The following is a 15063-nucleotide window of genomic DNA, read 5'->3' as shown; positions in this document are numbered from 1 at the left end:
CGGGTCACCGCCCGCTCGGGCCTGCGCGCGCAGGCTCGAGCGGGTCACGGGCCCGCCCCCGCGGACAGCAGCGGGATGTCGATGTCGATGCGGGCGACGGGCAGCCCGGCGAGCGCGGCCACCCGTTCGCGCACCCTGTCCCGGACGGCCTGCGTGGTCTGGCTCACCGAGGCCGGGTAGGTGATCGACAGCGTCAGCGACACCCAGGCCGCTCCGTCGACCACCCGCACCGTCGCCTCGGGACGACCGCTCGGCCGGCCACCGGGCGAGCCGTCGCGCAGAAACGCGGCGACCCTGGTCGCCGCCCGGGGCGGCGGGCCCGCGACAGCCTCCACATCGGCGGCGGCGATCGCGGCGATCTTCGCCACGACCCGCTCTGCGACCAGCAGCCGGCCCGGACCGCCGGCGCCGCCGCCGCCGCCGAGATGATCGGGGCTCACGGCTGTTCCCGGCCCCGGCCGCCGCCGGGGAACCGACCGCGGTCCCGGCCCGGCCGCGACTGGTCGAACCGGCCCCGGTCGAACCGGCTGAGGTCGATCTCGCCGTCGACGAGCTTCCCGACGATCAGGCCGAGGGCCCCGAAGAGCAGGACGATCAGGAACTCGCCGAACCCGCCGAACGCGAGCGCGAGGCCCGCGACGAGCCCGGCGATCAGTCCGAGCGCACTCGATCGCATCCGAGGTCCTCCCTCACCGGCACTGCCAGCAACCTGGCACGCCGCCCGCTCTCACCAGCAGCGCCAGTGACCTGGCGTGCCGCTCGTTCCGGACCGGTGCGCGCCGCCTCCTGCACGCCGCGTCACCCTGATTCCCAGTCTCGGCCGCGTGGCCTTGGCCTTCCAGTTCGCGGCCCGGGCCCTCCAGTTCGCGATCTCCCAGTTCGCGCCCTCCCGGCGGACCAGCCGCGCACGGGCCCGCCCGAGTGGGCCACGCTTTCGGTAGAAGGTCACGGTCGGGGCCGGCCTCGTTCCGTCCGGACCGCCCCCGACATCACCGTGGCCACCGCCGCCGGGCCTGCCACCAGGCCCGATATCTGTGCGACCGCCGCCGGCACCGGCCGCGGTGAACGCCCGCAGGCCGGCCTGGAACGCCTCGGGATCGCCGCCGCGGTCCGGGTGGTTGTCGAGGATGAACCGCCGCCGCGCCGCCCGCGCCCGCGCGGCGCGGGGGTCAGGTGACACCGACCCAGGCCGGGACGTCGACCTCGAGATCATCGATGATCACATCGATCCGGGGACAGCCCGGGGCCGCGAGGGCCACCGCCGCCCGGACCTGCGCCGCGAGCTCAGCCACGGTCGGCCCGAACCGGCAGACCACGCGAACCGTGATCCCCTCCGGCCTGGCACCGGCCGCCGCGCCGTCCCGGGGAGCCATGCCGTCCCGGAGCGTGACGCCCGCGGTCGGTCGGCCGACCAGTCGGACGACGTCCGGGCAGGCACGCACCCGGGCGGCGACCTCGTCCATCTCGGCGATGCCGGCCCGGTACATGTCAGCTGGTCCGGCCACATCAGCCGGCACGGGGACGTCGACCAGACCGGGCGGGTCGGCCGGTGCCGGACGGGCTGGCTCCCGCGCGGTCAACGGACCCGTGGCGGGGCCTCCGCCGCCTCGTCGTCGCCGATGTAGACGTCGTCCACGGCGATGTTGACCTCGGTGACCTCCAGGCCGGTCATCTGCTCGACCGAGTCGACGACGTTGCGGCGGACCGCCTGCGAGAGGTCGACGATCGAGACGCCGTACTCGCAGACGACGTCCAGGTCGATCGCGGCCTGCCGCTCGCCCACCTCCACCGACACGCCCTGCGACACGCTGGGGCTCGTTCCGGGCAGGTGTGCTCGGAAGGTGCCCATCGCGCGGCTGCCACCGGTTCCGAGAGCGTGGACCCCGGTCACCTCCCTGGTCGCGACACCGGCGATCTTGCGGACCACGGAGTCCGCGATCGATGTCCGTCCCTGCGCCGTCACCAGCTCGGTGAAGGCACGCCGGGCGGGAGCCGTGGACCGCTCGGCCACGCCGTTCCAGTGGCTCTCCCCCGACCGGGCCCGGTCGGGCCCACCGGGCCGACTCTCCCCCGCTCCCTTGGCAGTGCCTGTCTCGACTCCCTTGGCGGTGCCTGTCTCGACGCTCTGTGTCCGCGTGGTGGTCGTCATCGCTGCTCCTCCCGCGTCACCGTGCCTCCGCCCGGCCGGCGGCGCCGTGACGACTTAGGGCCGCGGCGGCTTGGGCCGCGGCGCGCGCCCGGTGGCCGGGGAGGTCACCGGTGCCGTCCACCCGACGAGGTACCCGCCCCGCCCGGGCTAATACGTCCCCGCCGGAACCGGCTGGTACGTCCACGCAGGAAGCGGCCGGGCACCCGGGAGGCGGGTAGCGGACACCGGAACGCACCCGGAGGCGCCAGAACCGGCGGGACGCAAGAGCCGCTCCGCCGCCGCGACCGATAAGTTGAGCACGGGCCCCTACGTTGAGCGCGGGCCCCGGTGACCAACACCGGCCATGCCGAGTGCGCTCGCCGCGAGCGACGCCTGAGCCAAGGAGCGTCCGTTGCCTCGATCGCATCCGGGTCGACGCGCCACCGAACCCGGCCGCCCCCTGCCGACCGTCACCGTTCGCGCTCCCGCCAAGGTCAACCTCCACCTCGGGGTGGGCCCACGCCGGCCCGACGGCTACCACGAGGTGACGACGATCCTGCAGGCCGTCGCGCTGTACGACGACATCACCGCGACGTCGGTCCCCCCGGAGTCACTCGCCGGGCCCGACGGCGCCGGCCCGGTGTTCACCGACGAGGACCCGATCGCGGTCACGGTCGGCGTCGCCGGCGAGGGCGCGCGACCGGCGACGTCAGACGACGCGGACGGCGCTGGCGACGGCCCGGGTGGTTCCCCGGGTGACACCGGCGCCGAGCCGTCCGTCTCGGTGGTGCCGACCGGTAAGGACAACCTGGCTGTCCGCGCCGCCTACCTGGTCGCCGAGGCCGCCGGGATCCGCGGCGAGGCCGTCCACCTGACGCTGTCGAAGGGCATCCCGGTCGCCGCCGGGATGGCCGGCGGCAGCGCCGACGCGGCCGCGGCCCTGCTCGCCTGCGACACGCTGTGGGGCGCCGGCCTCGACCGCGAGACCCTCGTCGCGCTGGCCGCCAAGCTGGGCAGCGACGTCCCGTTCCCGCTCACCGGTGGGACGGCGCTGGGCACCGGCCGCGGTGAGCAGCTCACCGACGTCCTCGGGCGCGGCGAGTACCACTGGGTGTTCGCGCTCGCCGACGGCGGGCTGTCGACGCCCGCCGTCTACGGCGAGTTCGACCGGCTCTCCGAGGGCAGGCTGCGCACCGGGCCCACGCCCGCGGACGCCGCCCTGAGCGCCCTGCGCAGCGGGGATCCGGCGGAGCTCGGAGCCGCCCTGGTCAACGACCTGCAGCCGGCGGCGCTGCGGCTGCGCCCGTCCCTGCGGCGGGTGCTGGAGAGCGGGCTGGAGCTGGGCGCGATCGGCGCGATCGTGAGCGGATCCGGGCCGACCTGCGCTTTCCTCGCCCGCGACGCGGCGGCGAGCGTCTCGCTCGCCGCGAGCCTCGCCGGCATGGGCGTCGCGCGCGCCGTCCGGCGGGCCCACGGCCCGGTCGCCGGAGCACGGGTGATCCCGGCGGACCCGGCCGGTCCGGGTGGGGAGCCGGGCAGCTCCGCGGCGCAGTCCCCGCCGCTTTCCCCCTCCTCGTCACCGGCGTGACCCGCCCGCCTGCATACTCGGACACGTTCCGGGCACGGGACGCGTCCGAGTACGCGGCGGATGTCACGGTCGAAGTCGTGGGGAGAATCGTCGCGTGAGCCCGGTCGTTGTCTCGTTGGAGAGCGTCTCGGCAGCGCACGGCACCCGAACGCTGCTGGACGGCGTCGGCCTCGGGCTCGACATCGGCGAACGGGTCGGCGTGGTCGGCCGCAACGGAGCCGGCAAGTCGACCCTCCTCAACATCATTTCCGGGACGCACCCGCCCGACTCGGGTCGGGTCGTGCACGCCGGCGGCACCCGGGTCGGCGCCCTCTCGCAGGCCGACTCGCTGCCCGGCGGCACCGTCCGCTCGGCCGTCGTCGGCGACGTGCCCGACCATGTCTGGGCGGCCGACCCGCGGCAGCGGGCCGTGCTCACCGGCCTCGGCCTGATCGACCGGCTCGACGAGGAGACCGGGCCGATGTCCGGCGGCGAGCGCCGCCGCGTCGCGCTGGCCCGCCTGCTCGTGCAGGAACTCGACCTGCTGATCCTCGACGAGCCGACGAACCATCTCGACGTCGAGGGCGTCGCCTGGCTCGCACGCCACCTCGCCACCCGGCGCTGCGCGCTGATCGTCGCCACCCACGACCGGTGGTTCCTCGACGAGGTGTGCGACCAGGTGTGGGAGGTCGTCGACGGCCGGGTCGACGCCTACGAGGGCGGCTACTCCGCCTACGTGCTCGCCCGGGCGGAACGCTCCCGGCGCGCCGACGCGACCGAGGCCCGCCGGCAGAACCTGCTACGCAAGGAGCTGGCCTGGCTGCGCCGCGGCCCGCCGGCCCGCACCAGCAAGCCCCGCTTCCGCATCGACGCCGCCAACGCGCTGATCGCCGACGAGCCGCCCGCCCGCGACAGCCTTGAGCTACGCACCTTCGCGGCGTCCAGACTGGGCAAGGACGTCTACGACGTCGAGGACGTCGACCTCACCGTCGGTGACCGCACGCTGCTGCGCGACGTGACCTGGCGGCTCGGCCCCGGCGACCGGATCGGCCTGGTCGGCGTGAACGGCGCCGGCAAAACCTCTCTGCTGCGGCTGCTCATCGGCACCCTCGAACCGGGCGCGGGGCGGGTCCGTCGCGGGGCGAGCGTGCGCCCGGCGATCCTGTCCCAGGAGGTCACCGAGCTGCCCGGCGACCTGCGGGCACTCGAGGCGGTCGAGCAGGTCGCCCGCATCCTGGCGGTGGAACGCGGCCGGGAGCGCACCGCCGGCCAGATGCTCGAGCAGTTCGGCCTGCCCTCGAGCCGGCAGTGGACCAGGGTGCGCGACCTCTCCGGCGGCGAGCGCCGCCGCCTGCAGCTCCTGCGTCTGCTGATGGGACGCCCGAACGTCCTCCTCCTGGACGAGCCCACGAACGACCTCGACACCGACACGCTGACCGCGCTGGAGGACCTGCTCGACTCCTGGCCCGGAACCCTCGTCGTCGTCAGCCACGACCGTTACTTCCTGGAGCGGACCTGCGACGTCGTCTGGGCCCTGCTGGGCGACGAGCGGATCCGGATGCTGCCCGGCGGCGTCGAGGAGTACCTGGCCCGGCGCGCGGCGGCGGGCGGCTCCCCAGGTTCCGGGACGGCCGGTTCGGGTGCCTCCACCGCCTCGGGTGCCTCGGGGCGTTCCGCTGGTTCAGGCGGCTCGTCCGGCTCCGGTGGCTCGGGCGGCGGCGCGGGGGGTCCGGCTGGGCCGGGCTCGGCCGCGGGCTCCGGGCAGGCGTCGGGAACGGACGCGCGTCCGGCCCTGAGCTCGGGCGAACTGCGTGCGGCCCGCAAGGAGCTGGCCCGGTTGGAACGGACCCTCGAAAAACTGGGACGTCGCGAGTCCGAGCTGCACAAGGCGCTGGCCGAGGCCGCCACCGACCACGAGCGCATCCTCACCCTCGACGCCGAGCTCCGCGCCCTCACCAGCGAGAAGGACCAGACCGAGGACCAGTGGCTCACCCTGGCCTCCAAGATCGAATAATCCCCTGCAAGGCCGCTCCGGCACCCGACCCGGGGCTCGGGTCGGGTGCCGGGGCGGAAAGACAGATGCCGAGGTCGAGAGCCGGGACCAGCGGCGCGGGGAGTGGACGACGCCGGTCAGGCGCGCTTGGCGGCCAGGCGGGCGGGGTCGGGCCAGCGGACGTCCCGGGCCAGCCCGAGGATCTCCAGAGTCTTGATCACGTAGAAGCTGGTGTCGATCTGCCAGGGGCGGACGCCGTGCCGGGCCGAGGTCGGCTCGGCGTGGTGCAGGTTGTGCCAGGACTCGCCCATGGAAAGCAGGGCCAGCGGCCACACGTTGCCCGAGCGGTCGCGGGAGCGGTAGGGCCGGGAGCCCATGACGTGGCAGATGCTGTTGACCGACCAGGTCACATGGTGGAGCAGCGCCACCCGGACGAGCGAGGCCCAGAAGAAGGCCTGGAGCGCGGCCTCGAACGAACCGCCCCACAGGCCGCCGATGACCGCGGGCAGGGCGAGGCTGACGAAGGCGCAGAGAGCAAACGAACGGCTCACCCGGACGATCATCGGGTCGTCCAGGAGGTCGGGGGCGTAGCGGCGCTGGTCGGTCTGCTCGACGTCGAAGAGCCAGCCGACGTGGGCGTGCCAGAGCCCGCGGGCGAGGGCGGCCGGGCCGGTGCCGTAGCGCCACGGTGAGTGCGGGTCACCGTCGGCGTCGCTGAAGGCGTGGTGACGGCGGTGGTCGGCCACCCAGCGGATCACCGGGCCCTCTATGGCCATGTTGCCGGCGATGGCGAGCGCGGCACGCACCGGCTTGGAGGTCTTGAAACCCCGGTGGGTGAAATAGCGATGGAATCCGACGGTGACGCCGTGGCCGGTGATCGCGTACATCACCGCCGCGAGGATGACGTCCCGCCATGTGATCCAGTGGTCCCACAACAACGGAACTGCCGCGACAAGCGCCGCGAACGGAAATAGGATCGTCGCCACAAGCACAAGCTGTTCGCCACGCGCCCGGAACATCGAGGGAGTGGTGGTGTGGGACTCGGTCGGCGCCGGCGACGTGACCCCGCCGGCATCCGCGACGGACTGGTCACCTCCAACCACGGCCGCACCCTGATGCCTGGTTTCGGTCGCTTTCACCGTGTCGGTAGCGGTCATTGCTTCATCCCGTCCGTCGCGGTGGGCCGCCCACTGCCGACCCTCTGGTCGCCACGTTAGCCCGCCTGGATGACAACGGGCACCATTCACGGCGTCCGCCACGCAAACGGGCCGGACCGCCCAGCCCACGCCGACGGCCTCCACGCGACGGATGGCATCTTTCCCGATCCACAGGATTCCACCCCCCTCCGCGCCGACACCCCTCGCGACAGGATCATCACCTTGCGTCGGGATCAACCGACGGCGGCGAAAGTGTTCACACGGACACAACACGAATACACCCGACGACCTCGGCCGGGGGGTGACTACGTGCCGCGACGCCCTGACGCCGCTCCAGCTAGAGCCGGGCCCGGGACACACCCTGATCCGCACAGCACACCGGGGGGACCACAGACACTCGCCGGGAGGCCCACGTACATTTCTTCCGTTGCCGGGCACGATGGTAGAGTGGGTGCGGCAGTAACCCTGTTTTACCCGCGGTCCGCCGTAGTGTAATCGGCAGCACAGGAGATTTTGGTTCTCTTAGTCCACGTTCGAGTCGTGGCGGCGGAGCACAAGCAGTCGCGGGGTGCCGAAATTGTTTCGACAAGACGGCGTCTTGATTTTCAAGATACGTCCAGTCAAAAGATTTCCCTCTTTGCCGCTCTCGCGTTCGCGCGATGCGGCAGACCGCACGGAGTCACCCACCGTCGCCGAGGTTGGAGTGCCTCTTCGGTAGGCTGACAGCCGATGCCTCACCCTCCGCGGGCCGGCCGAACAGGACCGACCCCACGGCGCTCACCGTGAGTCAGACGCACCGCGAGTCAGCCGCACCCGGGTCGGAAGCGTCCCGGGGTCGGACAACTCGGCGGGTCAGGCACTCAGCGGGCCGGGTGCGCAGCAGGTTCGGTGCGCAGAAGGTCCAGTACACGGCAGGTCCAGTGCACAGCGGGTCCGTCCACGGCGCGTCGTTCCCTCGGCAGGTCGGGCGCAGCCAGGTCCATCGAGATTGCGGGAGCTCGTGTGACTCAGCCACGTCCGGCGGCTGTCATCGTCCTGGCGGCGGGCGAGGGGCGGCGAATGCGTTCGGGCACCCCGAAGGTCCTGCATCGCCTCGCCGGTCTGACCCTGCTCGAGCATGTGCTCCGCGCGACCGAGCCGGTCGGGGCGCCCCGGGCGGTGGTCGTCGTCGGTCACGGGCGCGAGCAGGTCGCGGCCATGCTCGCCGAGCGGGCGCCGCATGTCATCACCGCCGTCCAGGAGCACCAGGGCGGGACGGGCCACGCCGTGCGTGCCGCGCTGGCGGCGCTGGACGGTCTCCCGCCCGACGCGTCCGTCGTCGTGCTGCCCGGCGACACCCCGCTGCTGACCGGCGAGACCATCGCCGGCCTGGTCGAGCGCCATCAGGCGCTGGGCGCGGCGGCCACCGTTCTGTCGGCCTTCGTCGCCGACCCGACCGGGTACGGCCGCATCGTGCGCGGCGACGGCGGCCAGGTGCGGGCGATCGTCGAGCAGCGGGACGCCGACCCCGCGACCGCCGCGATCAGGGAGATCAACGCCGGCGTCTACGTGTTCGACGTCGAGCTGCTGCAGTCCGCGCTGAAGCGGCTCACCACCGACAACGCGCAGGGCGAGGAGTACCTCACCGACGTGGTCGGCCTGCTCGTCGCGGACGGCGAGCCGATCGGGGCGCACGTCGTCGCCGACGCGGCCGAGGCCGGCGGAGTCAACGACCGGGTGCAGCTCAGCGAGGCCGGCCGCACGCTGCGCGAACGGATCACCCGCGCCGCAATGCTCGGCGGGGCCACGATCGTCGACCCGGTCACCACCTGGATCGACGTCGACGTCACCCTGGAGCCGGACACGACCGTCTGGCCGAACACGCACCTGCGTGGGGCCACGACGATCGCCACCGGGGCGGAGGTCGGCCCGGACTGCACCCTCATCGACACGGTCGTCGGCGCGGGAGCGCGTGTCGTCAGCTCGGTGACCGAGCGCGCCGAGGTCGGTGCCGGCGCCGTCGTCGGGCCGTTCGCCCACCTGCGCGCGGGGACCAGGCTCGGTCGCAGCGGCAAGATCGGCGCCTTCGTCGAGACGAAGGCCGCCGACATCGGCGATGAGTCCAAGGTCCCCCATCTCGCCTACGTGGGCGACGCGGTGGTCGGCGAGCGCAGCAACATCGGCTGCACCACGGTGTTCGTCAACTACGACGGGGTCGCCAAGCACCGCACGGTGATCGGTTCGGACGTCCGGATCGGCAGCGACACCATGCTGGTGGCCCCGGTGACCGTGGGGGACGGCGCCTACACCGGCGCCGGCGCCGTCATCAGGGAGGACGTCCCACCGGGAGCGCTCGCGATCAGGGAGGGCCGGCAGCGCAACGTGCCGGGCTGGGTACTGCGCCGCCGGCCGGACAGCCCCGCGGCGCAGGCCGCGCTGCGCGCCCGGCAGCATGAGGCGGAAACGGCCGAGCCAGCCGGACACAAGCAGGCCACGCCCGAGCCGGCCGGGCAGGAGCCCGGCCAGCCCGGGCAGTCGGGCACGTGAGTTGAACCACAGCCCGGCCCCGGGACCCGGTATCGCTGGCGTTTTCGCCGCGCGAGGCCGAACGTAGAAACCGTTTGGCCGCAGGTGGGCTGATCTGCGGCTATCGATACCGTCGTACACAGTCTGCCGCGTGGAAGGGGACGCCTGATCCCGAGTCGCTCGTTCCCGGCCGCCTGCGCCATGCCCGGGCGGAACGGGTAGATCTGACCTGACCAGGCAGTGACCCCAGCCCAGGCCCCGGCGCGACGGGTACCCGCCCGCCGCCGGTCGCCGCCCGGCCCCCCGACGACCACCGCGACCAGCAGACGAGCCAGTCGAGTCCGACGAAGCAGCAGCGCCACCAGCAGACGAGTCAGCCGCAGACGAACACATCAACGGTCCACGTCCGCAACCGTCCGTGTCACGGGCCGCCTGTCAGAGCCGCCAGTCATGCCTTGAGGAGATAACGGTGGGATACCAGACCGAGAACCGCCGAAACCTGATGCTCTTCGCGGGGCGTTCCCACCCTGAGCTCGCGGCCGAGGTGGCCCGAGCCCTCGACGTGCGGCCGGTCCCCACGAACGCGTACGAGTTCGCCAGTGGCGAGATCTTCGTCCGCTTCGAGGAGTCCGTCCGCGGGTGTGACGCCTTCGTGCTCCAGTGCCACGCCGCGCCGGTGAACACCTGGCTGATGGAACAGCTCATCATGGTCGACGCGCTCAAGCGCGCCAGCGCCAAGCGCATCACCGTCGTCGCCCCGTTCTACCCGTACGCCCGCCAGGACAAGAAGCACCGCGGCCGCGAGCCGATCTCGGCCCGCCTCGTCGCCGACCTGTTCAAGACCGCCGGCGCGCACCGGCTGATGTCCGTCGACCTGCACACCGCCCAGATCCAGGGGTTCTTCGACGGCCCGGTCGACCACCTGTTCGCGCTGCCGCTGCTCGCGGACTACATCGAGAGCAAGCTCGACACGTCCGAGGTGACGGTCGTGGCGCCCGACTCCGGCCGGGTGCGCGTCGCGGAGCGGTGGACCGACCGGCTCGGCTGCCCGCTGGCGATCATCCACAAGCGCCGCGACCCGAACGTCCCGAACCAGGTCAAGATGTTCGACGTGGTCGGCGAGGTCCGCGGGCGCACCTGCGTGATCGTGGACGACATGATCGACACCGCCGGGACGATCACGAAGGCCGCGGAGTCCCTGAAGGCGCACGGCGCGACCGACGTCATCGCCGCGGCGACGCACGGCGTCCTGTCCGGCCCGGCCGCCGACCGGCTGAAGAACTCCGAGATCAGCGAGGTCGTCCTCACCAACACGCTGCCGTTGCCCAGCGAGGCCCGCATCGACAAGATCACCGAACTGTCGATCGCGCCGCTGATCGCCGCTGCCATCAAGGCCGTCTTCGAGGACGGCTCGGTGACCGGCCTGTTCGGCGGGGACGCCTGACCCACCACCACGCCGGCCACCCCCGGGGTGATCCCCTGCGCCCCCGAAGCCAGGCCCCTGAGCCCGGGCTTCGGGGGCGCGTTGGGGAGAGCGCGATCTGGTGGGCCGTAGAATCACCCGACATGACGCAGGACCGGCCACGGGTCTCGCTGACCGGCATCAAGCCGACCGGCGATCCGCACCTGGGCAACTACATCGGGGCGATCCGCCCCGCCCTCGACCTGACGGCGACGTACGAGTCGATCTACTTCATCGCCGACTACCACGCCCTGACCTCCATCCGGGACAGGGCGAAGTTCGCCGCCTACACCCGGTCCGTCGCCGCCACCTGGATCACGCTCGGGCTCGATCCCGAGCGCACGGTCTTCTACCGGCAGTCCGACGTCCCGGAGATCTTCGAGCTGACCTGGATCCTGTCCTGCGTCACGGGCAAGGGCCTGATGAACCGGGCGCACGCCTACAAGGCGGCGCGTGACCGCAACGCCGAGAGCGGCATCGCCGACCTCGACGCGGGCGTCAACATGGGGCTGTTCAACTACCCCATCCTGATGGCCGTCGACATCCTCGTCATGGGCGCGGACGTCGTCCCCGTCGGCCAGGACCAGTCGCAGCACCTCGAGATCGCCGCGGACATCGCCGGCTCGTTCAACCACCTCTACGGCGACGTGTTCAGCCTGAAGATTCCCGAGGCGGTGCTGCCGTCCGGGGTCAACGCGCGGACGATGCCCGGCACCGACGGCCGGAAGATGAGCAAGTCCTACGGGAACACGATTCCGCTGTTCGCGCCGCCGTCCCAGCTACGCAAACTGGTGCGCGGCATCCGCAGCGACAGCACGCCGGTCGAGGCGCCGAAGGATCCGGACGCCTCCGCCGCCTTCCAGATCTACGAGAACTTCGCGGACCCGGAGGCCGTCAAGGACATGCGGGTCCGCCTCGAGCAGGGCGGCACCGGCTGGGGCGAGCTGAAGAACGCCCTGTTCGAGACGCTCGACGCCTGGCTGACCCCGCTGCGGGCCCGCTACGACGAGCTGGTGGCCCCGGGCAGCGAGCTGGACGCGATCCTCGCCGCCGGCGCGGACAAGGCCCGCGACCGCGCCCGCCCCGTCCTCGCCGGTGCCCGCCGCGCCATCGGCGTCGGCTGACCGGCCCGCCTGACCAGCGCGGTCAGGCGGGCTGGTCGGCCGGGAGGATGCGGGCCTGCTGGGCCAGCCGGGCGAACGCCTCGACGTCGAGGGTCTCGCCGCGGGCGCCCGGGTCCACCCCGGCCGCACGGGCGAGCTGCTCGGCTCGCGCGGGTGAGCCGGCCCAGGGGGCGAGCGCCGTCCGCAACGTCTTGCGTCGTTGGGCGAAGGCCGCGTCGACGGCCGCGAAGACCTCACGGCGCAGTCCGGCGTCCGCCGGTGGGGCGGCGCGCCGGGTGAAGGCGACGAGGCCGGAGTCGACGTTGGGCTGCGGCCAGAACACCGGGCGGGGCACCGCGCCGGCCGGCCGGGCCTGCGCGTACCAGGCCAGTTTCACGCTCGGCACGCCGTAGATCCGCCCGCCGGGCGGCGAGGTGAGGCGGTCGGCGACCTCGGCCTGCACCATCACCAGGCCCCGTTCGATCGACGGGAACCGCTCCAGCAGACCGAGCAGCAGCGGGACGGCCACGTTGTACGGCAGGTTCGCCGCCAGCACCGTCGGCGCGGCGACCGCCGGCGGCAGGTCGGCCGGCTCGACCCGCAGGCCGTCCGCCTCGACGACGTGGAGCCGGGCGGCCACCGCCGCCGGCAGCCGGGCCGCGGCGGTGACGGGCAGGGCGGCGGCGAGCACCGGATCGACCTCGACCGCGGCCACCGCCGCCGCCTCGGTGACCAGGCCGAGGGTGAGCGAGCCCAGCCCGGGGCCCACCTCGAGCGCGACGTCGTCCGGGCCGACCGCGGCCAGGCGCACCAGCCGGCGGACGGTGTTCGGGTCCACCAGGAAGTTCTGGCCCCTGCGCTTCGTCGGCCGCAGGTCAAGGGCGTGGGCGAGCTCCCGGATGTCGGCCGGCGAGAGCAGCGCCTCGGTCTCTACCAGGGCCCGAACGTCCGTTCCGCGTTGGCGGCGACCTGGGCGGCGAGCTCGTCGACGGCCTCGCCGCGGGTCTGTGCCAGCAGCCGCAGGGTGAGCGGCACCAGATACGGGCCGCCGGGCCGCCCGCGCCACGGGACCGGGGTGAGGTACGGCGCGTCGGTCTCGACCAGCAGGAGCTCGGCGGGCACCACCGCGGCGGCGTCGCGCAGCTCCTGGGCGTTCTTGAAGGTGACGTTGCCGGCGAAGGACATCACGTACCCGGCGTCGGCGCAGATCTTGGCCATCTCCGCGTCGCCGGAGAAGGCGTGGAACACGACCCGCTCGGGCGCGCCCTCCTCGGCCAGGATGCGCAGCGTGTCGTCGTGCGCCTCCCGGTCGTGGATCATCAGGGCCCGGCCGGTCTCCTTGGCGATGGCGATGTGCCGGCGGAAGCTCGCCTGCTGGGCGGCGTGCTGCTCCGGGGGCGTGCGGTAGTAGTCGAGCCCGGTCTCGCCGACCGCGCCGACACCGTCTAGGCGGGCGAGCGCCGCGATCGCCTCGAACGTCTCCTCGCCGACGCCGTTCGCCGCCGCGTTGGGATGGATCGCCACCGCCGCGCGGACCTCCGGGTTGGCCGCGGCGATCTCGGCCTGCCAGCGGCTGGTCGGCAGGTCGACGCCGACGGAGACCATCCGGGTGATGCCGACGGCGCGGGCCGCGGCGATGGCCTCGGCCACCGGGGTGCCCATCAGGTCCAGATGGCAGTGCGCGTCGACCGCCGGGACGGGCAGCGGCTCGGGCGGCGGTGGAGGGTCACCGACGCGTCCGGAGTTCCTCGCCACCCGTTCGCTCCTTCACCCGAGGACACACCCGAGGACACACCCGAAGGCGCATCGATGACGCCACCGCAGGACACGGCACGACACGGCACGAAGATCACGTCGTTGCCGCCGACATCCCCTTGCCCACCGCAGATCCTAGGGCTCCCGCCGGGTGTGCCGCCCCGACGGCCGTGGGATTCTGAAGGAGTGCTCGACCTCACGGGTTTCTGCCGATGACGACTCCGCTCCCCGTCGCGCTGGTCACGCCGTTGACCGGACCGGACGCCGCCCTTGGCCTGGCGGCACTGCGCGGAATGACGCTGTGGGCGCGTGACGAACGGCTGCCGCCGCCCTGGGACGAAGTGGGCGTGACGGCCTACGACGCCCACCCCGACCCGGTCGGCGCGATGCGCTCGGCCGCGGCGGCCGAGCCCGCCGCCGTCTTCGGCCCGGTCGGCCCGCGCGCGGCGCTCGCCGCGCTCGGCGCGACGGGCCGGGTCGTGTTCAACGCCGGTGCCCCGTCCACGCGTTTCATGCGCCAGTCGTTCCCGCACGTCGTCAACGTGGCCGCGCCGACCTCCACCTGGCCGCGTGGGGTGCTCTCGGCGATCCGCTCGGTGGACCGCCACGCCCGCCGGGTCGCGCTGCTGGCCTCGGGGGATCTCGCGGTCGAGCTGACGTCGGTGACCAAGGCCGCGGCCCGCTCCCAGGGTTACGACGTCACCTCCAACGTGTTCCCGCCCGGCCGCGGAGCGCAGGCGGCCCGGCTGCTCCCGCCGGCGGACGTCCTCATCGTGCACGGCGGCGCCGACGACGAGCTGGAGATCGCGAACGTGCTGCTGCGCCGCTCGTGGCGGGCCGCGGCGTTCTCCACCGCGGTGAGCGCCGAGGCCACGGCGACGCTGGGCGCGCTGCGCGAGGGCCTGCTGGCCCCGGCGAGCTGGGCCCCGGACAGCGTCGCCGAGGTGGGGACGGGCCCGACCGCACGGGAGTTCTCCGCCGACTTCGCCACGCTGCACGGCGTCCCGCCGACGGCGACCGCCGCCTGGGCGTACGTGGGGGGGCTGATCCTGGGGCGCTGCATCCGCCACTGCGGCGGCGTCGGCGACGCCTCGCTCCTGGCCGCCGCGCGCGGCCTCGACACCACGACCATGCTGGGCCGTTTCCGGCTCGACGAGGCGACCGGGCTCCAGGTCGGCCATCAGGTCCCGATCGTCCAGTGGCAGTCCGGCGCGTCCTGGACGGTCTGGCCCCGCGAAGCGGCGCGCGCGCCGTTCCACCACCCGCGCTGGAACGCCCCGCCGCCGGGCGGGGTGGACGTCGAGGCCGGTGCGCGGCCCGCGGACGCCCCGGCCGGGGAGGAGACGGCCACCGGCCCGGGCCCCGAGCCGACCCTGCCACTGCCCGCCCAGGA

The 15063-nt window shown here is 73.5% G+C and carries 14 protein-coding genes and 1 tRNA gene; 7 read left to right on the top strand and 8 right to left on the bottom strand.

The annotated features are described in order from the left end of the window. Nucleotides 1-44: 44 nt before the first annotated feature. The 5 genes from FMEAI12_RS04530 to FMEAI12_RS04510 are packed head-to-tail and all read right to left on the bottom strand — an operon-like array spanning nt 45 to nt 2149. Complete coding sequence (locus FMEAI12_RS04530) at nt 45-440, bottom strand: Asp23/Gls24 family envelope stress response protein (protein WP_112105069.1); 396 nt, start codon at nt 438-440, stop codon at nt 45-47. After that, nucleotides 437-676, bottom strand: coding sequence for a hypothetical protein (locus FMEAI12_RS04525; RefSeq protein ID WP_112105068.1), 240 nt, complete (start codon nt 674-676; stop codon nt 437-439). Before FMEAI12_RS04525 ends, FMEAI12_RS04530 begins: the two co-directional genes overlap by 4 nt. A gap of 51 nt (nt 677-727) precedes the next feature. Next, nucleotides 728-1180, bottom strand: a complete 453-nt coding sequence (locus FMEAI12_RS04520; RefSeq protein ID WP_112105067.1) for a hypothetical protein — start codon at nt 1178-1180, stop codon at nt 728-730. Beyond that, nucleotides 1170-1580, bottom strand: coding sequence for a hypothetical protein (locus tag FMEAI12_RS04515; protein ID WP_235013694.1), 411 nt, complete (start codon nt 1578-1580; stop codon nt 1170-1172). The genes FMEAI12_RS04520 and FMEAI12_RS04515 overlap by 11 nt, the downstream gene beginning before the upstream one ends. After that, nucleotides 1577-2149: an Asp23/Gls24 family envelope stress response protein gene (locus tag FMEAI12_RS04510; protein WP_112105066.1), complete on the bottom strand. Its 573-nt coding sequence runs from the start codon at nt 2147-2149 to the stop codon at nt 1577-1579. The genes FMEAI12_RS04515 and FMEAI12_RS04510 overlap by 4 nt, the downstream gene beginning before the upstream one ends. A 439-nt stretch (nt 2150-2588) precedes the next feature. Between FMEAI12_RS04510 and FMEAI12_RS04505 the strand changes: the two genes are divergently transcribed. Further along, nucleotides 2589-3716 (top strand): 4-(cytidine 5'-diphospho)-2-C-methyl-D-erythritol kinase, encoded by a 1128-nt coding sequence (locus FMEAI12_RS04505; RefSeq protein ID WP_112105082.1) that lies wholly within the window; start codon nt 2589-2591, stop codon nt 3714-3716. Nucleotides 3717-3810: 94 nt separating this feature from the next. Further along, nucleotides 3811-5709 carry an ABC-F family ATP-binding cassette domain-containing protein gene (locus FMEAI12_RS04500; RefSeq protein WP_112105065.1) on the top strand — a complete coding sequence of 633 codons (1899 nt, stop codon included), beginning with the start codon at nt 3811-3813 and terminating at the stop codon, nt 5707-5709. A 116-nt stretch (nt 5710-5825) separates the two neighbouring features. Here the strand turns inward: FMEAI12_RS04500 and FMEAI12_RS04495 are convergent, their stop codons facing one another. Further along, nucleotides 5826-6845, bottom strand: a complete 1020-nt coding sequence (locus FMEAI12_RS04495; RefSeq protein WP_020458421.1) for a fatty acid desaturase — start codon at nt 6843-6845, stop codon at nt 5826-5828. A gap of 480 nt (nt 6846-7325) precedes the next feature. Here FMEAI12_RS04495 and FMEAI12_RS04490 point away from each other — a divergent pair. From FMEAI12_RS04490 to FMEAI12_RS04475, 4 genes are all read left to right on the top strand, one after another. After that, a tRNA-Gln gene (locus FMEAI12_RS04490) sits at nt 7326-7397 on the top strand. A 450-nt stretch (nt 7398-7847) separates the two neighbouring features. After that, nucleotides 7848-9371, top strand: coding sequence for a bifunctional UDP-N-acetylglucosamine diphosphorylase/glucosamine-1-phosphate N-acetyltransferase GlmU (gene glmU / locus FMEAI12_RS04485; RefSeq protein WP_112105064.1), 1524 nt, complete (start codon nt 7848-7850; stop codon nt 9369-9371). A 448-nt stretch (nt 9372-9819) separates the two neighbouring features. Continuing rightward, nucleotides 9820-10794, top strand: a complete 975-nt coding sequence (locus FMEAI12_RS04480; protein WP_112105063.1) for a ribose-phosphate diphosphokinase — start codon at nt 9820-9822, stop codon at nt 10792-10794. Between the two features lie 122 nt (nt 10795-10916). After that, nucleotides 10917-11936 (top strand): tryptophan--tRNA ligase, encoded by a 1020-nt coding sequence (locus tag FMEAI12_RS04475; protein WP_071059168.1) that lies wholly within the window; start codon nt 10917-10919, stop codon nt 11934-11936. Nucleotides 11937-11958: 22 nt separating this feature from the next. On the opposite strand, the gene rsmA is transcribed toward FMEAI12_RS04475, so the two are convergent. Together rsmA and FMEAI12_RS04465 are read right to left on the bottom strand one after the other, a co-directional pair. Beyond that, complete coding sequence (rsmA, locus tag FMEAI12_RS04470; protein WP_255565655.1) at nt 11959-12789, bottom strand: 16S rRNA (adenine(1518)-N(6)/adenine(1519)-N(6))-dimethyltransferase RsmA; 831 nt, start codon at nt 12787-12789, stop codon at nt 11959-11961. Nucleotides 12790-12845: 56 nt separating this feature from the next. Continuing rightward, nucleotides 12846-13670, bottom strand: coding sequence for a TatD family hydrolase (locus FMEAI12_RS04465; RefSeq protein WP_071059166.1), 825 nt, complete (start codon nt 13668-13670; stop codon nt 12846-12848). Between the two features lie 212 nt (nt 13671-13882). On the opposite strand from FMEAI12_RS04465, the gene FMEAI12_RS04460 reads away from it, so the two are divergent. After that, the coding region (locus FMEAI12_RS04460) for an ABC transporter substrate-binding protein (RefSeq protein WP_235013692.1) at nt 13883-15063 on the top strand (1181 nt) is incomplete at its 3' end.

Source organism: Parafrankia sp. Ea1.12 (genome assembly GCF_900465275.1).
GTDB classification, from domain to species: Bacteria; Actinomycetota; Actinomycetes; order Frankiales; family Frankiaceae; genus Parafrankia; species Parafrankia soli.
The sequence above is the reverse complement of the archived record's forward strand: the minus strand, read 5'-3'. Positions and strand labels throughout refer to the sequence as shown.

What these genes read in the sequence shown, in the direction of transcription:
- FMEAI12_RS04525 (WP_112105068.1), bottom strand. Translation starts at nt 676, where the DNA reads ATGCGATCGAGTGCGCTCGGACTGATCGCCGGGCTCGTCGCGGGCCTC.
- FMEAI12_RS04510 (WP_112105066.1), bottom strand. Translation starts at nt 2,149, where the DNA reads ATGACGACCACCACGCGGACACAGAGCGTCGAGACAGGCACCGCCAAG.
- FMEAI12_RS04495 (WP_020458421.1), bottom strand. Translation starts at nt 6,845, where the DNA reads ATGACCGCTACCGACACGGTGAAAGCGACCGAAACCAGGCATCAGGGT.
- FMEAI12_RS04475 (WP_071059168.1), top strand. Translation starts at nt 10,917, where the DNA reads ATGACGCAGGACCGGCCACGGGTCTCGCTGACCGGCATCAAGCCGACC.